The sequence below is a fragment of the Siminovitchia terrae genome (assembly GCF_003605405.2).
GTDB classification, from domain to species: domain Bacteria; phylum Bacillota; class Bacilli; order Bacillales; family Bacillaceae_C; genus Siminovitchia; species Siminovitchia terrae.
Map to the genome: position 1 here is coordinate 233,333 of NZ_QYTW02000003.1, position 19,898 is coordinate 253,230.

General features: G+C 43.4%; 20 protein-coding genes. 1 reads left to right on the top strand and 19 read right to left on the bottom strand.

Going from position 1 to position 19,898, the window contains the following annotated elements:
* Window positions 1-30: 30 nt before the first annotated feature.
* The 3 genes from D5F11_RS05480 to D5F11_RS26005 all read right to left on the bottom strand — a co-directional run bounded on the left by D5F11_RS05480 (window position 31) and on the right by D5F11_RS26005 (window position 2,461).
* Window positions 31-1,689: a DAK2 domain-containing protein gene (locus D5F11_RS05480; RefSeq protein WP_120115203.1), complete on the bottom strand. Its 1,659-nt coding sequence runs from the start codon at window positions 1,687-1,689 to the stop codon at window positions 31-33.
* A 16-nt stretch (window positions 1,690-1,705) separates the two neighbouring features.
* Window positions 1,706-2,068: an Asp23/Gls24 family envelope stress response protein gene (locus tag D5F11_RS05485; protein ID WP_120115204.1), complete on the bottom strand. Its 363-nt coding sequence runs from the start codon at window positions 2,066-2,068 to the stop codon at window positions 1,706-1,708.
* 228 nt (window positions 2,069-2,296) lie between these two features.
* Window positions 2,297-2,461, bottom strand: coding sequence for a hypothetical protein (locus tag D5F11_RS26005; protein WP_185830518.1), 165 nt, complete (start codon window positions 2,459-2,461; stop codon window positions 2,297-2,299).
* Between the two features lie 287 nt (window positions 2,462-2,748).
* Here D5F11_RS26005 and rpmB point away from each other — a divergent pair, with 287 nt between their 5' ends.
* Complete coding sequence (gene rpmB / locus D5F11_RS05490) at window positions 2,749-2,937, top strand: 50S ribosomal protein L28 (RefSeq protein WP_120115318.1); 189 nt, start codon at window positions 2,749-2,751, stop codon at window positions 2,935-2,937.
* Window positions 2,938-3,289: 352 nt separating this feature from the next.
* Here the strand turns inward: rpmB and spoVM are convergent, their stop codons facing one another.
* From spoVM to D5F11_RS05570, 16 genes are all read right to left on the bottom strand, one after another.
* A complete protein-coding gene (spoVM, locus tag D5F11_RS05495; RefSeq protein ID WP_018705181.1) occupies window positions 3,290-3,370 on the bottom strand; it encodes a stage V sporulation protein SpoVM in 81 nt (26 codons plus the stop codon).
* 103 nt (window positions 3,371-3,473) lie between these two features.
* Window positions 3,474-4,124 carry a thiamine diphosphokinase gene (locus tag D5F11_RS05500; RefSeq protein ID WP_120115319.1) on the bottom strand — a complete coding sequence of 217 codons (651 nt, stop codon included), beginning with the start codon at window positions 4,122-4,124 and terminating at the stop codon, window positions 3,474-3,476.
* A gap of 20 nt (window positions 4,125-4,144) precedes the next feature.
* Window positions 4,145-4,798 carry a ribulose-phosphate 3-epimerase gene (gene rpe / locus D5F11_RS05505; RefSeq protein WP_120115205.1) on the bottom strand — a complete coding sequence of 218 codons (654 nt, stop codon included), beginning with the start codon at window positions 4,796-4,798 and terminating at the stop codon, window positions 4,145-4,147.
* A gap of 2 nt (window positions 4,799-4,800) precedes the next feature.
* Window positions 4,801-5,682, bottom strand: a complete 882-nt coding sequence (rsgA, locus tag D5F11_RS05510) for a ribosome small subunit-dependent GTPase A (RefSeq protein WP_120115206.1) — start codon at window positions 5,680-5,682, stop codon at window positions 4,801-4,803.
* A 22-nt stretch (window positions 5,683-5,704) separates the two neighbouring features.
* Window positions 5,705-7,663, bottom strand: a complete 1,959-nt coding sequence (gene pknB / locus D5F11_RS05515; protein ID WP_120115207.1) for a Stk1 family PASTA domain-containing Ser/Thr kinase — start codon at window positions 7,661-7,663, stop codon at window positions 5,705-5,707.
* Window positions 7,657-8,418 (bottom strand): Stp1/IreP family PP2C-type Ser/Thr phosphatase, encoded by a 762-nt coding sequence (locus tag D5F11_RS05520; protein WP_120115208.1) that lies wholly within the window; start codon window positions 8,416-8,418, stop codon window positions 7,657-7,659. The genes pknB and D5F11_RS05520 overlap by 7 nt, the downstream gene beginning before the upstream one ends.
* A 53-nt stretch (window positions 8,419-8,471) precedes the next feature.
* Entirely contained in the window at window positions 8,472-9,809 is a 1,338-nt protein-coding gene (gene rsmB, locus D5F11_RS05525; protein WP_120115209.1) for a 16S rRNA (cytosine(967)-C(5))-methyltransferase RsmB, read from the bottom strand.
* Complete coding sequence (fmt, locus tag D5F11_RS05530) at window positions 9,802-10,752, bottom strand: methionyl-tRNA formyltransferase (RefSeq protein WP_120115210.1); 951 nt, start codon at window positions 10,750-10,752, stop codon at window positions 9,802-9,804. The genes rsmB and fmt overlap by 8 nt, the downstream gene beginning before the upstream one ends.
* Window positions 10,740-11,243: a peptide deformylase gene (gene def, locus D5F11_RS05535; RefSeq protein WP_120115211.1), complete on the bottom strand. Its 504-nt coding sequence runs from the start codon at window positions 11,241-11,243 to the stop codon at window positions 10,740-10,742. The genes fmt and def overlap by 13 nt, the downstream gene beginning before the upstream one ends.
* 22 nt (window positions 11,244-11,265) lie before the next feature.
* Entirely contained in the window at window positions 11,266-13,668 is a 2,403-nt protein-coding gene (gene priA / locus D5F11_RS05540) for a primosomal protein N' (protein ID WP_120115212.1), read from the bottom strand.
* Window positions 13,665-14,870, bottom strand: coding sequence for a bifunctional phosphopantothenoylcysteine decarboxylase/phosphopantothenate--cysteine ligase CoaBC (gene coaBC / locus D5F11_RS05545; protein WP_373316048.1), 1,206 nt, complete (start codon window positions 14,868-14,870; stop codon window positions 13,665-13,667). Before coaBC ends, priA begins: the two co-directional genes overlap by 4 nt.
* A 122-nt stretch (window positions 14,871-14,992) precedes the next feature.
* The gene (rpoZ, locus tag D5F11_RS05550) at window positions 14,993-15,229 is read right to left on the bottom strand and encodes a DNA-directed RNA polymerase subunit omega (RefSeq protein WP_120115214.1); all 237 of its coding nucleotides are present in this window, start codon (window positions 15,227-15,229) and stop codon (window positions 14,993-14,995) included.
* A 6-nt stretch (window positions 15,230-15,235) separates the two neighbouring features.
* The gene (gmk, locus tag D5F11_RS05555; RefSeq protein WP_120115215.1) at window positions 15,236-15,844 is read right to left on the bottom strand and encodes a guanylate kinase; all 609 of its coding nucleotides are present in this window, start codon (window positions 15,842-15,844) and stop codon (window positions 15,236-15,238) included.
* 9 nt (window positions 15,845-15,853) lie between these two features.
* Window positions 15,854-16,111: an extracellular matrix/biofilm regulator RemA gene (gene remA / locus D5F11_RS05560; protein WP_120115216.1), complete on the bottom strand. Its 258-nt coding sequence runs from the start codon at window positions 16,109-16,111 to the stop codon at window positions 15,854-15,856.
* 41 nt (window positions 16,112-16,152) lie between these two features.
* A complete protein-coding gene (locus D5F11_RS05565; RefSeq protein ID WP_120115217.1) occupies window positions 16,153-17,028 on the bottom strand; it encodes a YicC/YloC family endoribonuclease in 876 nt (291 codons plus the stop codon).
* Between the two features lie 81 nt (window positions 17,029-17,109).
* The gene (locus tag D5F11_RS05570; protein ID WP_120115218.1) at window positions 17,110-19,782 is read right to left on the bottom strand and encodes a calcium-translocating P-type ATPase, SERCA-type; all 2,673 of its coding nucleotides are present in this window, start codon (window positions 19,780-19,782) and stop codon (window positions 17,110-17,112) included.
* Window positions 19,783-19,898 lie beyond the last annotated feature (116 nt).

A 19,898-nucleotide genomic window follows, 5' to 3' on the forward strand; every position in this document is an offset into this window, starting at 1 on the left:
ATCTGCAAACTGCCCTCCTCAATCAGTAATTTATTCAACAGAAAAAATGTAGGTATATACCGGCTGCCCTCCATCATGAACTTCCACTTCAACGTCTTGAAAATTTTGATGAACAAACTCGACGAGCTGATCCAGCTCAGACTTGTCCGCATCCTCGCCATAAAGAATCGACAAAATTTCCGAGTCTTCATCAATCATTTCGTTCAGCAGGTTTTTAGCAGTATCCAATAGCTGGGGGCCAGACGTTACAATTTTGCCATCTGCTATTCCCATATAATCATCTTTAGAGATTTTTACCCCATCAATGGTGGTATCTCTCACTGCATAGGTAACCTGCCCCGTTTTTACATCCTCCATTGCTTCCGTCATACCGTGTTGATTATTTTCAAGTGAAGCGGTCGGATTAAAAGCAAGAATCGCTGCCATTCCCTGAGGCAGTGTCTTTGATGTAACAACGACAACATTCTCTTCCGCAATTTCAGCAGCCTGCTCGGCAGCCATAATGATATTTTTATTATTTGGCAGGATAATGATGTTTTTTGCATTTACCGATTTTACAGCTTCTACGATATCTTCGGTGCTTGGGTTCATCGTTTGACCGCCTTCAATAACAGCAGAAGCTCCAATGCTTTTAAGCAGTTTCTTGATGCCTTCTCCCATGGAAACGGTAATAATGGCATACTCTTGTTTTTCCTTCACAGGAGCTTGTCCCGCCGGATTTTCTTTCGTGAGGGCGCTATGTTGTTCCCTCATGTTTTCAATCTTCATGTGGATCAAAGGGCCGTATTGCTGTCCGTACGATAACACCTCGCCGGGACGTTCCGAATGAATATGGACTTTCGCCACATCATCATCTGAAATCACAAGAAGGGAATCACCGAACTGGCTAAGGTCCGAGCGGAATTCATCTTCATCATAAGGCCGTTTGCCATCTTCCAGCCGCACCATGAACTCGGTGCAATACCCGAATTCAATATCTTCTGTATCCATAAAGCCGTGTACACTTTGATGATGCTGTGCGTTGACCAGCTCTTCCATTGATGGGACGGCCGGCCCTGGTCCGGGAAGTTCCTTCCCTGTAAGGGATGATAAAAAGCCTTCATAAACGAATACAAGTCCTTGGCCGCCGCTGTCTACGACTCCAACTTCTTTCAGTACTGGCAGAAGGTCCTGCGTTCGTTCCAGCGACTTTTTTGCCTCTTCTAATGTTCTTTCCATGATTTCTATGAGATCATCCGTTTTTCCAGCAGCATGAACAGCTTTATTCGCAGCATCCTTGGCCACTGTTAATATGGTACCTTCGACAGGTTTCATGACCGCTTTGTAGGCAGTTTCCATGCCAGCTTTCAATGCATGGGCAAATTCCACTCCTGTGATGGTTGACTTATGCTCTATATCTTTAGAAAATCCCCTGAAAAGCTGGGACAGAATGACACCCGAATTCCCCCGGGCCCCCATCAGCAGACCTTTGGCAAAGGATGCACCAACCTTTCCTATATGGTCCTGCTTATTCGCCTGGGCCTCTTTTGAACCGGAAGTGATGGATAACTTCATATTCGTACCCGTATCACCGTCCGGTACGGGAAAAACATTTAGAGCATCAACGATTTCAGCATTTGCTGACAAATGATTCGCCCCGCTTAAAATCATTTCAGCAAAGCGGTTCCCATCCAAAGATGTTATCGACACAAACTTTTCCTCCTCATTACGGATTCGTCACACGAACCCCCTGAACATAAATATTGACTGTATCGGCAGACATTCCGATAGTTTTTTTCAAAGTATATTTGACTTTTGATTGTACATTAAAGGCCACTTCAGAAATTTTCGTTCCGTAGCTCACAATAATGTACATATCAATATGCAGTGCATCTTCTTCCTGACGAATGACAACTCCTCTGGAGAAGTTTTCTTTTCTAAGAATTTCGGTCAAGCCGTCACGAATCTGGTTTTTAGAAGCCATCCCGACGATACCGTAACAATCGATGGCAGCTCCGCCGGCAATCGTAGCAATCACTTCATTGGAAATATCAATTTGGCCAAATTTTGTTTTCATTTCAATGGACACAAAATATCCCCCCTATTTTAATGATCACGTACCTTTTTGTTCCTTTTAGTGCGTGTTCAAAGAGCAAAACTCAGAAGCAAGAAGGTCGTGCAGCAAAGTTTCAAGCAGCTGACTTCCAGCGGTTATGGTGACTTTCAGTGCCCCACTGGACGTGGGTGTTTTTAGGGAAGTTCTCCCTGTTAAATACATGAGTAACACAGAAATAAGCCAACGAAAAGATGGCGTTTATCATTTAGTGACTTTATCAAATGCGCCTTGGCGTATTTGCGCCCAGATTTTATCGAGCTCCTCTCGATAAATTTCCTCTGAAAATCTGTGGCATCCGCCGGAGGCTTTAACTTTATTCAGCCGGGGTTTGTACCCCCACTGAATGGAGTACCAATATCCATTCATCTCACCACTTGCAGAAGTGGGAGACTTCTGCTGAATGAAGTTAAATATCCATTTTTGTGCTAGAGCTATGATTATATTACTATAACGGGTTCCATTTTAAAAGCGGAAACACAGAGGCAATTTTCAAGCCGGTAGCTGCTGTCAAGGAAAGAGGCATGACAGAGTTGAATGATTTGTTGCATTGCGGGCCTTTCTATGATAAATTATTAAAGTATCTTTTCATAAAAAAGGATGAAATAATCATTCGATTATTTATGGTAATGCCAGTGACAGGAGGGGAATCATCAATGCCTAAAAAATGTGTTATTACAGGACGTAAAACAAGCACAGGCAACAAACGTTCACACGCAATGAATGCCAATAGACGCACTTGGGGTGCAAACCTTCAAAAAGTACGCATTTTGGTCGATGGAAAACCAAAGCGTGTATGGGTTTCAGCTCGCGCTCTTAAATCAGGTAAAGTCGAAAGAGTATAATACAAAAGTGTAAACCATTCAGCCTTAGGCGACAATCAAGACGAATTGTGAGCAGGTACTTAATCACTTTATGTGAAGCATCCCTATTGCTTGCATGATCCTTGTGCTGGCCTGAAGCTGAACGGAACTGTCAAAAAGAAACCTAAGTTTAGAACACAAAAGAGGCACCTTCAGAACAGGTGCCTCTTTTCCTTTCCAAACTTATTTGCAAGAAAAATATAGCATTCAGCCTAACTTACATCCAGCTTCAGCGCCTATCGACTAGCAGACTTCGTGCCGTGTTTCTTTTATCTCGTCGCAGGTACTCCAGTCTGTACGTGTACGCCGATGAACAGGCGCTCACGCTTTTAAATTAATCTTTCTTAAACGTTCCTAGCATTGCCCTCACAATTCCCCCTAAAAACCTCGGAAGCTTGATTGTATAGAACTTCATACAGGTTCCCTCCTCATAACTATCAAGAAACTGACATTTTCTCACTCATATCATATTCATGATCTATACATAAGTACACATGCCCGATTCATTCAAACCAATATTAATCCTTGCTTCTTATCATCATAAGTATGCCTTTTTCGAATGAAAAATGACCAGTTTCCTGAATAAGTTCATTGCTGATGCATAAGGAGGAACCGACTGGAACGTAATGATGATTGAGGGGATATTTGAATCCTTCCAATGTCACTCCGGATACGTCTGAAAAAACCGGTATGAAGGAGACAAACTTCTTCCTATCCTGTTTTATTTCATAACTGCCCGGCAAATACACCGAAAGATTGTTTTGAACATCAATCATTTCAAAATGGATATCAGGATGAACCTGCTTGAATTTAGCCAACATCAACGCATTAGCCATGAAATGATCAAGACGGCCTCCTGTTCCTCCGAAAACTTTCACAGTAGATGCGTTCATTTCCAATGCCCACATGATGGCTAATTCCATATCCGTCTCATCTTTCTCCGGCTTAAACCGTCGTAGTGACGCTACTTCACGTTCAATCTTTTCCCATTCTTCTTGACTAATCGAGTCAAAATCGCCAACAGCCAAATCCAGATAGAGACCCGCACGCATAATCGTTTGGACTCCCCTGTCAACACCAATCCATACGATGTTTTCATTTTTGTTTTCCGATAAATCCGGAATTAATGGTTCCGGTCCTCCGGCAACGATATGAATTGTTTTTTTCAATTGACCCGCACTGCCCGTCATCATTGTCCCAGTTGCTTTCGAATGTCTGCTATCGCTTTTTTTCGATCAGTCTGATTAAAGATGAAAGAACCGGCAACAAATACATTCGCACCTGCTTCCTGACACAAACGGGCAGTTTCGGAATTGATTCCTCCATCCACTTCGATTTCCAAATCCAGTCCTTTCTCATCCGCCATCTTTTTAATTTCTGTTATTTTAGGAAGGACTGATTCAATAAATGACTGTCCACCAAAACCCGGGTTGACCGTCATTAATAAAACCATGTCGATGTCTTCCAAAACATATTTGATGGATTCGGCTGGAGTGGCTGGATTCAATACAACCCCCGGCTTGACACCGTGTTTTCGTATCTCTTGGAGCGTCCGATGAAGATGCGGATCGGCTTCAACATGGATTGTTAAATAATCCGCTCCTGCTTTGGCAAAGTCTGCTATATACTGATGGGGATTGTCTATCATCAAATGAACATCAAGCGGCAGATCCGTCACAGATTTGATGGCAGCAACAGTACCGGGCCCCATCGTGATGTTTGGAACAAAATGTCCATCCATGACATCAATATGAATATAATCCGCTCCCGCCGCTGCCACTTCCTTTATTTCTTCCCCTAGTTTCAAAAAATCTGCTGCTAGAATCGATGGTGCTATCTTCATCGTTAATACCTCGGCTTTCTATTCTTTATTTCATAATAAAAGTCCTGATAATGATCATAGCGATATTGGCGAATTTCTCCTGATTCGACTGCCAGCTTCACCATACAACCCGGTTCATTTATATGCAGACAACCCCGAAATTTACAATTTTCTCCGTATTGTTGTATTTCCGGAAATGAAAACGGCAAATCGGCTGCTTCCATCTCTGGAAACTCCAATGAACTAAATCCCGGGGTATCGGCCACGAGGCCTCCCCCTATTTGAAGAAGCTCAACATGGCGCGTCGTATGCTTACCTCTGCCAAGATGATCGGAAATGTCCGCTGTCTTTATTTCCAATGAAGGATGCAGCGAGTTGAGCAGAGAAGATTTTCCGACACCTGATTGTCCAGCCAACACGCTGATTTTCCCATTAATTAATGGGTCTAACTGTTTCAGCCCATCTCCGGTCACCGCCGACAACTGAAAAACCTCATAGCCGATCGACCGGTACCCATCAATGTACCAGTCGATCTTTTCCTTCTCCTCCTTAGATAGCAAATCCATCTTAGTAATGCAAATGACAGGAGTAATGTCATTCGCTTCAATGACTGCTAAAAAACGGTCCAGAAGCAGCGAACTAAAATCCGGCCGAGCTGCGGAAAAAACCAATATCGCCTGATCGATGTTGGCGATCGGGGGACGGATGAGTTCATTTTTTCTCGGCTTCACTTCCATGATGTATCCATCCGTTTCATTTTCAGATTGAAAAACGACATAATCCCCGACAAGAGGAGTCACATTTTTTTTTCGGAAAACTCCTCTTCCACGACATTGAATAATACTCTCACCAGAAAGCACATAGTAAAATCCGCTCAATGCTTTAATAATCTTTCCTTCTGACATGGCATCCTTCCTTTCTAAATGATTAGTCGTCCGAATACGGAACTTCTTCATCCAATATGACCGTACTATCCCTTACAACTTTATAACCGGCTTTCTTGCCCTTTTCAATTGTAAATTCCAGTTGTTTTTTCACAGTTGAATCAATTGTGAATGTTTCTGCTGGTACTGTCATACTGTGATTCATGTCTTCAATAAAGATTCGGACCTCCTGAGGCTTGCCCTCCTCCTCTGGTTCATATGGTATGGTGATCTCTTTGTTCACTTTTCCAGGTGGAATTTCTTCCTGCCCTTTTGACATGGTCACTTTAACGGTAGAACCTTTCATTACCTCAGTACCTGGAGCGGGATCCTGTCTTATGACTAGCCCCTCTGGTACATCATCTGAGTATTCCTCCTCAGAAAAATCAATCTTCAATCCTGATGACTCCTCATAATTCTCGAGTCCCTTTTGATTGTTGCCTGATAAGTCTTTCACTGTAACCAATTCTTCACCGAGGCTCACTTTAAAAACGAGTGTGGTTTCAGATGGGACCACTTTAGTGCCTGGAGAAGGATCTTGCGCGATGATTGTACCCGGAGCGGCAGAATCATATTCTTCTTCTTTATCAATAACGAAGTCTTCTTTTTCAAGCTGTTCCACAATTTCATCATAGTCCCGACCCTTGTAATCGGAAAGTTCAAATGTTTCCTTGCCGGTGCTTAAATAGATATTGATCAAACTTCCTTTTTTCACTTCCCGGCCGGCTTTCGGGCTTGTCTTAATCACTTCACCCTCCGACACATCTTCATCTGAAATTTCAATGGTTTCACCGATTACAAATCCTTCTTGCACTAGGCTTAAAACAGCGTCTTCATACATTTCCCCACTCACATCAGGCACCTTGACTACTTTGGCCCCCATTAGTGATGGCATCAGAAAAATGAGCAATGTAGCGGCTATTGCCAGAATAGCTACTATCCCGACAATCCAGGGCCACTTTTTTCTTTTCTTTTTAAGTTCACCATTGTCTTCCTTGTCTGGCTTCACTATATCCTTGTTATCTATTTGATGGATCATCGTGTCGTCATCGAGTGATTCAACATGCTCATCCGTTATAACTGGAATGGCCTTTGTTGCTTCATTATCTTCAGGAATAATGAACTTGGGTTCTTGCAGACGATCGGGATCAAGAGACGTTTCCAAGTCTTTTTCCATTTCCTCAATGCTGTTATAGCGGAGAAATGGATCCTTCGCCGTTGCCTTCAGCACAATATTTTCCACGCTCTGCGGAATATCGGGGTTCCATCTCGTCGGCGGCGGAGTTTCCGATTGCAAATGCTTTAGGGCTATAGAGACAGCAGACTCGCCGGAAAAAGGAAGCCTCCCCGTCAACAGTTCAAACATGACTATTCCCAGTGAATATATATCCGATTTTTTGGTCGCCATTCCCCCCCGTGCCTGCTCAGGGGACAAGTAGTGTACAGAACCAAGCACAGCATTTGTATGAGTGATAGACGTGGCACTCAATGCCATAGCAATACCAAAATCCGTTATTTTCACATTTCCGTCGTGGTCAATTAAAATGTTTTGAGGTTTGATGTCACGATGGATGATATGGTTATAATGGGCGTGTTCAAGAGCGGAAGTCAACTGTTTGACAATATCAATCACTTTTTCGACCGAGATGGGATAATAGTTTTGTATGTATTGTTTTAAGGTCATTCCATCAACATATTCCATGACGATGTAGTAAATATTATCTTCTTCCCCTACATCGAAAACGTTCACGATATTCGGGTGATTGAGGCTTGTCGCTGACTGGGCCTCCCTCTGAAACCGGCGAATGAACTCTTCTTCATCCGCAAAATCCAACCTTAATATTTTCACCGCAACATCGCGGTCCAATATCATATCACGGGCAAGATAGACGTTGGCCATTCCGCCGCCGCCGACCATTTTGATGATATTATAGCGCCCGCTGATTCTTTTACCGCTTAGCATTCGTTGCACCTGCTTTCATCGCAGGTTCCATATTCTATTAAGGCAAGTGATATATTATCTTCTCCGCCGTATTGATTGGCCAACACAATCAAGCGTTCAGCCTTCTCTTCTTTTGCCAAAGATGCTTTTAATATTTCTTCCATTTCAGCTTTGCTCACTTTATCGGACAAGCCGTCCGAACAGAGCATTATTTTGTCCCCTTCTTCAAAAGTGATGGTTTTTATATCTATTTCTACTTCCTCTTGTGTCCCGGCCGCTTTTAATACGATATTTTTCCTGGGATGATGCACAGCATCTTCTGGTGATATTTGGCCAGTTTTGACAAGCTCGTTTACAAATGAATGGTCTTCCGTCAATTGATTATAACCTTGATCATTCATGACATAACAACGACTATCACCCACATTCGCTACAGTAGCAAACCGATCAGTGCAGATTGCAGTGACAATCGTTGTCCCCATTCCTTCACACTGTAGATTTTCTTTCGAATGATCAAAGATTTTTTTGTTGACTTCAGTTACATGGTCCTGAAGCCACTGTTCCGCTTCTGCAGGAGAAAGCGATGTGTCGACTTCTTGCCAATGCCCCTTTAATTCATTCACTGCAATTCCGCTCGCCACTTCACCTGCTTTGTGTCCCCCCATTCCGTCAGCCACAATCGCAAGCATTTCCCCCTGCCCATTGATGAAGATTCCACCATTATCTTCATTGTGCGGTCGGACCTTTCCCTTATCTGTTTTAAAAATCGCAAGCATTTCCAATCACCTCACCCTTCAATACACAGTCCGCTACTGTCATTATTTCCATCCTATGATCCTTTTTTTCTGAAAGAGGCTATAAAAAACCCGTCTCCGCCGAAATCCTGCGGGAAAATTTGCAATGAAAATTCATCATCCTTCAGAGTGAGTGCTTCCGGCATTTGGAGAACATTCGGTTCAAATTCAGGGTGTTGTTCCAGAAAACTGGCGGCCGTTTCAACATTTTCCTCTTTATCGACAGTACATGTACTGAAGACAAGCAATCCGCCTTTTTTTACCAGCTTGGACGTTTCATGCAGAATATCCATCTGTACGCTTTTTAGTGCATAAATATCTTCTTTGGTCTTTGAATATTTGATGTCAGGTTTCCTTCTCAATACGCCTAGCCCAGAACATGGGGCATCAACAAGGACTCTGTCAAATGACTCTGCTTCAAAGACCTCCCCTGCCCTCCGACTGTCCATGCTCTTGGCCTCCACATTCTCCAAATGGAGCCTATCGACCTGGTCCATTATCAGTTTCAGTTTGTGGGGATGGAGATCCAAGGCTGTCACTTGTCCTGTGTTATCAAGTATTTCTGCAATGTGAGTTGTCTTCCCTCCTGGAGCTGCGCATGCATCCAGTACTCGCAGATCGGGTTCAAGCTCCAAAGCATAAGCCACCAGCATGGAGCTTTCATCCTGGATCGTAAAGAGCCCTTCCTTATACGCTTTTGAACGCGCAAGGTTTCCTTCCACTGCCCGGATCGCGGTTGGCAGAAATGGACTCGGAATTGCTGTAATCCCCTCGTCCTCTAATCGTTTAATGACCTGGTCCCGGTGCGCGCGAGTCCCATTCACTCTGGCTGTCTGTACAGGGGCCAGGAGATTTTCTTCACACATTTTTTGGGTATGCTCAAAACCATACTGACTGATCCAGCGTTTGATCAACCATTCAGGATGACTTGTTTCGATGGAAAGCCGAGCCGCTGGATCTTTTATTTCTTCAAGGGAGGGGATTCCCTCTCTTTGAACGGATCTTAATACCCCATTTACCAGTCCTGCTATCCCTTTATGGCCGCGCTTTTTTGCAATTTCAACCGCTTCATGGATGACTGCCCGGTCAGGTATTTTGTCAAGAAACACCATCTGATAAACGGAGATCCTTAATAAAAGGCGAACCCAATGCTCCACTTTCTTTTTCAGGAAGGGAGCCAGATAATAATCAAGCGTCATTTTTCTTTGAATTGTACCATAGCTGATTTCGGTTAACAGTGCCGCATCCGGTCCTGAAAACTGATGCTTTTTTATTGTTTCATTGAGAAGCAAGTTACTGTATGATTGATTCTTTTCAACCGCTTCAATGATATCCAGTGCTGCTTCTCTCACGTTCTTTTTATGTTTACTCATCATAACCGCCCAATTTCAGCCCTGGTTCGATGAACGAGCCGGCTCCCGTTAAAAACTGGGCGGCGGCCATTCTTTTCTTGCCGGCAGGCTGAAGCTCCATAATCTTTATAGCTGTATCGTCCCCTGTAGAAACAGTGAACCCGTCTTTTTCGACTTGTACAATCGTTCCCGGTTCCTCAGCTTGTCCGGCCTGTTTTTGTGCTCCCCAAATTTTTACCACATCGTTGTTGAGTTTTGTATAGGCTACAGGCCAAGGTCGCAACCCGCGAATCTGATCATAGATTTCCTGCCCTGTCTTGTTCCAATCGATTTTCTCTTGTTCACGTTGAATATTCGAAGCAAATGTGGCTAGTTCATCATTTTGTGGAATTCTTTCCGCTTCACCCAAGATTAGCTTTGGAACTGTTTCAGAAAGAAGCTTTGCGCCCGCCGAACTCAATTTATCATGAAGAGAACCGACATCATCCTCATCTTCAATCGGGACTTCCACCTGACTAATCATATCCCCCGCATCCAATTTCTCAACCATATGCATAATGGTAACGCCGGTTTTATCTTTCCCTTGTAAAATCGCATAGTGAATAGGCGCTCCTCCTCGAAGCTCAGGAAGGAGAGAAGCATGCACATTGATGCAACCAAGCTTTGGATAATCCAAAATTTCACTTGGCAAAATTTGTCCATAGGCTGCCGTAATGATCAAGTCAGGATCAATTGCCAATATTTTCTCCAATTCTTCAGCGGTACGTATTTTTTCTGGCTGAAAAACAGGTATGCCAAGATTGACTGCTTCTACCTTTACAGGTGGAGGGGTCAGTACTTTTTTTCTTCCAACAGGGCGGTCAGGCTGTGTGACGACCGCTCTAACATCATATCCGTCATCAACAAGTTTTTTCAAAATGGGCACGGAAAAGTCAGGCGTGCCCATGAATATTACCTTTGTAATTGTTCTTCACTCCAATCCGCCAATTCCGATTCATTGACATACTCAACCACTTTCGTTGTAAAAAGAACCCCTTTTAAATGGTCGACTTCATGCTGGATGGCTCGCGCCAAATAGCCTTCCGCCTCCAGAATATATTCCTCGCCGTGCCGATCGCTTGCTTTGATTTTAACCATTTGTGCCCGGGGGACTCTTCCATAAACACCTGGAAAGCTCAAGCATCCTTCAACGTCAATAACAGTGCCTTTTTCCTCTAAAATTACCGGGTTGATCATTTCAAACAGTTCTGATTCTTCCCCTTCACCAATATCTACTATGGCAATTTGGCGGGGAATGCCTACTTGCGGGGCCGCAAGGCCGACACCATCTTCAGCAATCATTGTGTTATACATATTATCTAACAAACAATGAAGATCCTTATCAAAGTTTTTCACCTGTTCACATTTCGTTTCAAGAATTTCATTTGGGTGATGAACAATGGGAAGTATAGGCAAAGTTGTCCCTTCTTTCTATTCGCTACATCATGTTATATGGATTTATATCAATCGTGATGGATAATCCGTCTCGAGAAGCTTGCGGATTATAATGTTCCAGTATTTTTCTCAATGCTGAAAAAAGGTTTGGTTCACGTTTGTATTTTATCAGACATTGATAACGATATCTATTATTGATCTTTGGTATAGGTGAAGCAACAGGTCCCAACAGAATCGCTTCTCTGGAGACATTTGACTTCAGGAAATTTGAGATTTTCTCGGTAACGGTCACCGCCTGCAGCAAGTCCTCATGAATAACGGTCACGAGCGCCAAGTAATAAAAGGGCGGGTAAGAACCGATCTTTCTCATTGACATCTCTTCGTTGTAAAAACGTTGGTAATCCTGCATGGCCGCCAATTGAATGCTATAATGTTCGGGAGTATACGTTTGAACAACCACTTCTCCTAACAGTTCATGCCTTCCCGCCCTTCCGCTAACCTGAGTAAGAAGCTGAAAAGTTTTTTCTGCAGCCCGGAAATCCGGCAAATGGAGCATCGTATCTGCACTAAGCACTCCTACAAGAGTGATATTCGGAAAGTCTAGGCCTTTGGCAATCATTTGTGTACCTAGTAATATGTCAGCTTTACCAGATTGAAAGTGTTCAAGAATCCGCTCATGTGCCCCTTTTCTAGTCGTTGTATCCACGTCCATCCTAACGATCCTTGCCTCAGGAAGCAGCTTTACTAGCTCTTCCTCAACCTTTTGCGTACCCATCCCGAAATATCTGATATGATTGCTGCTGCACTCGGGGCATTCTGTTGGAACGCCTGTCTGGAAACCGCAATAGTGGCACTTCATTTCACTGGATGAACGGTGATAGGTCATGGAGATATCGCAATGAGGGCATTGCATGACATACCCGCAATCCCTGCACATGATGAAAGTGGAATGGCCCCGCCGATTCAGGAAAAGGACAGTCTGCTCCTCTTTCTGAAGACGGTCCTTAATCTTTTCAAACAGCTCTGTTGAGAACATCGACCGGTTCCCGCCCCGGAGTTCCTCTCTCATATCAACAACTGATACAGGCGGCATTCCTCTGTCATTCATCCTTTTTGAAAGGGTGAGTAAATGATATACCCCTTTTTGAGCTCTCGCAAATGACTCAAGCGAAGGTGTGGCACTGCCCAAAATAACCGGACAACGATGGTATTCCCCTCTTTTGATGGCAACTTCCCGTGCATGATATCTCGGTATCTCTTCCTGTTTATAACTAGACTCATGCTCTTCATCGATAATGATAATGCCCAAGTGTTCAAAAGGTGCAAAAACCGCAGACCTTGCACCGACAACCACCTTTACTTCCTTCTTTTGAATCTTTCTCCACTCATCATATTGCTCTCCTATTGAAAGCCTGCTATGCAGAACGGCAACATCGCTTCCGAATCTTCCCTTGAACCGTTCAACCATCTGGGGAGTTAATGCGATTTCAGGAACAAGGACAATCGCTTCTTTTCCCTGTTTAATCACTTCCTGGATCGCTTGGAGATAAACTTCTGTTTTCCCACTTCCAGTTACACCATATAGCAGAAATGTCTCATGAGACTGATGCTCAATAGAATGCAAAATCGGCTTCATCGCAGCTTGCTGTTCCTTTGTGAGCGGGAGAGGGCTTGTTCTTTCAAAGTTCTTATGCTCATAGGGATCGCGGTATTCCTCCACCATATGCTCCGAAAGAACACCCTTTTTGATCAGAGCCTTTATGGTAGATGCTGGAACCTCAGCTTTCTTGGCTAAATCAGCCGCTTCAATCATACCCTGATTTGATTTTAACAAGTGATATACAAGCTTTTTTTGGTTGAAGGCATTAGAGGGAAGTGCTTGAAGCATCTCCTCCATTTCATCTTTCCGCACTATCGGTTCAACGACCCTTTTCAACTTTTTCCTTGCCCTGTCTTTCACAAAATAAATCACTTCGGCGTTGCCGCTTTGAATTTCTTTATACAGTGCTGGAAGGAGGTTCCGTTTTTCAGCTTCCTTCCATGAAATCTCCTGCTTGTTCTTAAGTAATTCCTCAAGAAGCAGAGGTGCGCCGTCTTTTTTTCTGATCATTTTTTCATATTTGGCTTTCATAGCAACTGGGAGCATCGCATGAAAAACAGATACTTTGTAAGATATGGTTTCCCGAGCCATCCAGTCTCCTAGTTGAAGCAGTTCTTCATTCAAAACAGGAGTCAGATCCAGCGGCTGGATAATATCCTTTATTTTTCCTATATCTGTATGATCAATCAACCTAATGACAAAGCCCTGTATGGACCTCGGACCGAACGGAACAGCAACGCGCATTCCCGGTTGAATCATGCCATCCCACTTTTTCGGAATTCTATAATCGAATACCTTGTCTGTTCCCAAAGAAGGGACATCAACAATGACCTGTGCTATCGTCATAAACGGTGATCATCCCCCAACTTTTCCGAAATCTCCAATAGAATCCTTCTTGCTGTTTCCTTTTTGCTCAACAGCGGAAGCGGAGTGCTCGAAAGATCCTTATGAAAAATCGTCACGATATTCGTGTCCCCTGCAAACCCTGCCCCCTCTTTCGTTACATTGTTTGCCACGATCATATCCGCATTTTTTCTGATCAGCTTGTCCCTGGCATACTCTTCCATATTGTCAGTTTCCGCTGCAAACCCAACGAGAAATTGGTGCTTTTTCTTTTTTCCCAGCTCTAATAAGATGTCCTTCGTCCTTTCCATTTCAATGGCTACATTCCCCGGCTGCTTTTTCATCTTTGAATCAAACACCTGCTTGGGTCTGTAATCTGCAACTGCAGCACTCTTGATAATCACATCGGATTGATCCAGATTGGCCATAACCTCATCGTACATATCCGCTGCACTTTCAACATGAATCACTTTGACTCCCTTAGGGTCCGGCAGTGCATTTGTCCCTGAAATCAATAAAACATCAGCTCCTAATAAAGCTGCCTGCTCAGCCAGAGCATACCCCATTTTGCCGCTGGATCTATTGGTGAAATATCGAACAGGATCGATTTTCTCTTTTGTCGGTCCTGCTGTAATTAAAAATGTCTTGCCTTTAAATAACAATTCCGTTTCAAAATGGCCTTTTACCCTTTCCAATATTTTTTCTGGTTCTTCCAGTCTCCCTTTTCCGACATAGCCGCAGGCCAAATACCCTTCTCCTGGCTCAATGAAGTTACAGCCCATCTGCAACAGTATGTCAATATTCCTTTTGACGGCCGGATGGCTGTACATATGGACATTCATGGCTGGAGCGATCCAAACAGGGGCAGTCGATGCCAGCAATGTGGTGGTGATCATGTTATCGGCTATCCCGCTTGCCAGCTTGCCAATTGTGTTAGCCGTTGCTGGTGCCACCAAAATCAGGTCAGCCCAATCAGCAAGATCTATATGAGCAATCACCTCAGGATCATTTTCGATAAAGGTATCTATATAAACTTCATTCCTTGATAAGGCCTGAAACGTCAGAGGAGTGACAAACTTTCTTGCAGAATCACTCATCATCACTTTCACATTAAAGCCTGACTGTACAAGCTTGCTTGTCAAATCAGCCGCTTTATAGACCGCAATGCCTCCTGTGATACATAATAAAATATTCTTTTTCGCCACAGTCAATATCCCCTTTTTCATACTAGTTCGTTCAACTCTTTTAATTTCTATTATGAATGATTTCCGTTCCTTATAAAAGAAAAAACAACCTATCTTGTCGACAGGTTGAATTTGTTGAATGATTATGCCAAATCTTCTTTGATTTCATCTTCAGGCTCATCGCTTGCCAATTCTTTCATTACCAAGACACCGCTATGGATCTCTTCCAGCGATTTTCCGACAAACTTATGTGATTTGTACTTTTCAAGCTGCGGATTATTCTCTTCCTGCAACTTGCGCGCCCGTTTGGCAGCAATCGTCACAAGCGAGTATTTTGAATCAATGACATTCATTAATTTATCAATAGAAGGATATAACATGCTATTTCACCTCTGGATCCTGATATATTTATCTATGACACGTTCAGTGCGGCAATGCTCAGCTTGAACTATCGCATTGATTTTGTCAACTGCCCGCTCAACATCATCATTTACAACAATATAATCATACATACTTGTCAATTCAATTTCTTTCCTTGCCGCTTCCATGCGATTGTTAATCAATTCCTCCGACTCCGTTCCCCTGCCGACAATCCTGTTTTTCAGTTCAGCAAGGCTTGGAGGCATCAGAAAAATGAAGAGACCATCAGGGAATTTTTCCCGGACCTGTTTGGCACCTTGGACCTCAATCTCCAAGAAAACATCCTTCCCGGCTTCCAATGTTTCCTTTACATAATCGACAGGAGTGCCGTAATAATTCCCTACGTATTCAGCATATTCAAGGAGCTTCCCTTCTTCAATCAGCTGTTCAAACTTCTCTTTTGACTGAAAAAAATAGTCGACTCCGTCTACTTCCCCTTCACGAGGCTCTCTCGTCGTCATGGAAATAGAATATTCAAATTTGGCATCCGGCCGAGAGAAAACCGCCTTTCTGACGGTGCCTTTCCCTACTCCTGATGGGCCGGATAGCACAATTAATATCCCTTTATCACTCATCTAACAATCCTACCCTTCTTCCTGGCCATTCGATATTAAACGTTGAGCAACCGTTTCAGGCTGCACCGCTGAAAGAATGACGTGTTCACTATCCATGATAATAACTGCACGCGTCCTTCTTCCATAAGTGGCGTCTATCAACACTGCACGCTCTCTGGCATCCTGAATCATTCTTTTGATTGGGGCAGACTCAGGGCTCACAATGGATATGATACGGTTTGCAGAAACAATATTTCCAAATCCTATATTTAAGAGCTGTATCGACATGCTGCTCCTCCAGTCAACTTAGGCTGCTAAGCCTTATTCATTCACTCAATATTTTGTACCTGTTCACGCAACTTTTCAATCAACACTTTCATTTCAACCGCTATAATGGCAATGTTTGAATCACTCGCTTTGGAACCGATCGTATTCACTTCCCGATTCATTTCTTGTATGATGAAATCCATTTTTCTTCCAATTGGTCCACTCGCAAGAAACGCTTCCCTAAATTGGGATATGTGGCTTATAAGTCTTGCCATTTCTTCACTTATATCGGCCTTTTCAGCAAAGATTGCAGCTTCGGAAACAATCCTTGCTTCATCTATTTTGTCCCTAATCATTTCAGATAATTTGGTTTGAAGCCTTTCAAAATATGTTTTTTGAACTAATGGGGAAAGTTCCTTTATCCTCTTAACAAGTTCTTCCAAGGAGTTTATGTAGGTTTCCAATTCAATTGATAATGAGTTGCCTTCCGTTTCCCGCATTTTCAATACTTGGCAGGATGCATCATCGGCAGCACTCAATAATAAAGAAAAAACATCGCCATCAATATCGCCTGTTTCTCCAACCATGATGGCGCCTTCCATCCGCAGCAAGTCTGATAACACTGCTTCTTCGGGCAATTGATATCTCTTCTTTGCTTCCTTTATAAAATGATAATAACTGTCCATCAAATTCCAGTCAATATGCAATTCTTTGGTTGGTGAGATGTTACCTGACAATTTGACATTCAGTTCAACCCGCCCTCTGTTAAATTGCTTGCTGAGCCGGTTCCGAAGCGGGATTTCAGCTTGGGAAAGCTGTGGAGGCATTTTTATGTGGAATTCGCGGAAGCGATGGTTTACAGTTTTGATTTCGACCTGCACCATACATTTTTCTGTCTGTTTAACGCACCGTCCAAAACCGGTCATGCTCATTACCATATGAGTCACCCCGTTTACGTCACTATTGAATGAAGAAAAAGGCAATAGATTCCTCTATCACCTTGTTGATTATAACATACACTATCTTCTTTTTCTTGAAAAAAAAGTCCCAGCCAGCAAAAAAGTGGGAACTGCACTCAATCCAAGGATCAACAGCCAGTCTCTTGGCTCAATTGCCACAGTATGGAAAATCGGTTGGAATATTGGAACATAAATGACCACAAGCATCAATAATGCAGAAGAAACGACCGCCCAGACCAAATACTTGTTTCCAAAAGGATTCCGGGAAAAAATCGATATTTCGCTTCGACAGTCAAATACATGTATGAGTTGAGCCATGACAAGTGTGGCAAATGCGATTGTCTGTGCATATGGCAAATCACTTGGATCGCGATGAAACACAATGACAAAAGCAGCCAAAGTGACCACTCCGATCAAAAATCCACGCGAAAGAATTTTCCAGCCAAGTCTGCGGGCAAAAACTCCTTCTTTTGGATGCCGCGGATTCCTTTGCATGACATTTTCCTCAGGCTGATCCAATCCCAAAGCCATGGCTGGCAATCCATCAGTAACTAAATTGACCCATAGTATTTGAATTGGAACGAGCGGCAAGGGCATTGACATCAACATGGCAAACAGCATGACAAGTATTTCTCCCACATTCGATGCCAGCAAATACCGGATAAACTTCCGGATATTTTCGTAAATATTTCTTCCCTCTTTGATTGCAACCTTAATCGTCGCAAAATTATCGTCCAAAAGTATAAGGGAAGATGCTTCCTTTGCCACGTCCGTTCCAGTAATCCCCATCGCGATTCCAATATCGGCCGCTTTGATGGCAGGCGCATCGTTGACCCCATCCCCTGTCATCGCTACAATATGTCCTTTGTTTTGCAGGGCATTGACTATTTTCAATTTATGCTCTGGAGATACTCTTGCAAAAACGTGTATATTATCCACTACGGATTCAAGCTCTTTAGCAGAGAGTTCATTTAGCCTGCGCCCATCCATGACTGCCGAATCTCCCTCATCTTTTGCTAGAATGCCCAGCTGTTTAGCAATGGCACATGCAGTATCCACATGATCACCAGTGATCATCACCGTCTTGATACCTGCTTGTTTACACTCGGCAACAGCGGCTTTTACTTCCGGACGTGGAGGATCGATCATTCCTTGTAGGCCAATCAATGTCAAATTTTGCTCAATTTCTTCGGCCCTTTCTGGAATGGGGCCTTTCAAAGGCTTATAAGCAATGGAAATGGTTCTGAGTGCCATGGATGCTAATTGCTTTATAGCTCCGTTAACTTCCTGTAGCAGATGGTCGCTTAAAGCTTTTTGTTTCCCTTCCCATAAAATGGTATTACTTTTCAACGACAGCACATCTGGTGCTCCTTTAGTGATGACGAAACGATCTCCTGATGGACCCTTCACTATAACGCTCATCATTTTGCGGGCGGAATCAAATGGATATTCTTTTTCAACGGAGAACTGTTTCTCCAGCAGAGCTTTTTTATCTATCCCGGCCTTTGCCCCTGCAAGTAATAATGCTCCTTCTGTTGGATCCCCTTCTACAAGCATTTCTTGACCGGTAATTTTTATTTCAGCGTTATTGCACAGGGTCCCAAAAGTGAGAAGCTGGTAAAGTGTTTTCTCCTTATCAACTTCAATATTCTTTCCCACAGTGGAGAATTCTCCTGTATCTGTCACAGTCCATGTTTTACCACCGCCCCATAAATGGGTGACAGTCATTTTGTTTTGTGTCATCGTTCCTGTCTTGTCCGAACAGATGACAGAAGCGCATCCGAGTGTTTCAACAGCCGGAAGCTTTCGGACGATGGCATTTTTACGGATCATCCTTTGGACGCCAAGGGACAAGGCAACTGTAACAATGGCTGGCAAACCTTCCGGGATAGCCGCTACTGCAAGAGATACTCCTGCCAAAAACATTGTATAAACGTCATGACCATGAAAAATACCTGCCAATACGACCGCCACTGTTAGCAGCAGTGCAACCGTAATTAGAATTTTGCCAAGTTGATCAAGCCTTCTTTGCAACGGGGTCATAATCGTTGCGGCAGTTTGGATCATCCCGGCAATTTTCCCCATGGCTGTGTTCATTCCGGTTGCGGTTACGACGCCTATACCATTACCACGGGTGACCAATGTTCCCATGAATGCCATATTATTTAAATCCCCAAGAGATGGATTTTCATCTAAAATGGGATCTGAATGTTTTTGTGCAGGTATCGATTCCCCTGTCAGAGCCGACTCTTCTATTTCCAAGTCGTTGGATACGATGATCCGCATATCGGCACCTACACGGTCACCGCTTGAAAGCTTGAGAATATCGCCCGGCACCGCATCTTTTGAATCCAGCTTCATCCAGCGCCCGTCCCTGAGAACAGTGATCTTTGGTGCTGACAAATCCTTTAATGCCTGCAAAGATTTTTCCGCTTTCCTTTCCTGAATGAAACCTAAAAATCCATTGATTAAAACAATGACCATGATGGCGACCGCATCGATATATTCCCCTAGAAGGCCAGAAATTAATGTAGCCGCCAATAACACAAGCACCATAAAATCCTTGAATTGACTGAAGAAAAGAAGGATGGCAGATTGTTTTTCCCCTTCCGACAGTTCATTTCGGCCAACCTTTTTTCTTCTCTCATCAGCCAGCTTGGTGGACAAACCTGTCTTTATATTTGTTTGAAGCGATACTGCCGCATCATTTTTATCCATTTGATGGTATATCATTGCACACCGCCTTCCCCTAAAACAAACAATAGTTGTCCTTATCATTGCAAGCTTATTCAGGATGAAGAACATTCATGATATAATTTTAAAAGAAAAACTCAAGACGCTTGATTGGC

Excerpts from the sequence above, each read along its gene's own strand:
- gmk (WP_120115215.1), bottom strand. The coding sequence starts at position 15,844 with ATGAGTGATAAAGGGATATTAATTGTGCTATCCGGCCCATCAGGAGTA.
- spoVM (WP_018705181.1), bottom strand. The coding sequence starts at position 3,370 with ATGAAGTTCTATACAATCAAGCTTCCGAGGTTTTTAGGGGGAATTGTG.
- rsgA (WP_120115206.1), bottom strand. The coding sequence starts at position 5,682 with ATGTCAGAAGGAAAGATTATTAAAGCATTGAGCGGATTTTACTATGTG.
- D5F11_RS05520 (WP_120115208.1), bottom strand. The coding sequence starts at position 8,418 with ATGCTTGCGATTTTTAAAACAGATAAGGGAAAGGTCCGACCGCACAAT.
- remA (WP_120115216.1), bottom strand. The coding sequence starts at position 16,111 with ATGTCGATACAGCTCTTAAATATAGGATTTGGAAATATTGTTTCTGCA.
- rpmB (WP_120115318.1), top strand. The coding sequence starts at position 2,749 with ATGCCTAAAAAATGTGTTATTACAGGACGTAAAACAAGCACAGGCAAC.
- rpoZ (WP_120115214.1), bottom strand. The coding sequence starts at position 15,229 with ATGTTATATCCTTCTATTGATAAATTAATGAATGTCATTGATTCAAAA.
- rpe (WP_120115205.1), bottom strand. The coding sequence starts at position 4,798 with ATGAAGATAGCACCATCGATTCTAGCAGCAGATTTTTTGAAACTAGGG.
- rsmB (WP_120115209.1), bottom strand. The coding sequence starts at position 9,809 with ATGAGTAAACATAAAAAGAACGTGAGAGAAGCAGCACTGGATATCATT.
- D5F11_RS26005 (WP_185830518.1), bottom strand. The coding sequence starts at position 2,461 with ATGAATGGATATTGGTACTCCATTCAGTGGGGGTACAAACCCCGGCTG.
- D5F11_RS05570 (WP_120115218.1), bottom strand. The coding sequence starts at position 19,782 with ATGATATACCATCAAATGGATAAAAATGATGCGGCAGTATCGCTTCAA.
- D5F11_RS05565 (WP_120115217.1), bottom strand. The coding sequence starts at position 17,028 with ATGGTAATGAGCATGACCGGTTTTGGACGGTGCGTTAAACAGACAGAA.
- priA (WP_120115212.1), bottom strand. The coding sequence starts at position 13,668 with ATGACGATAGCACAGGTCATTGTTGATGTCCCTTCTTTGGGAACAGAC.
- pknB (WP_120115207.1), bottom strand. The coding sequence starts at position 7,663 with ATGCTAAGCGGTAAAAGAATCAGCGGGCGCTATAATATCATCAAAATG.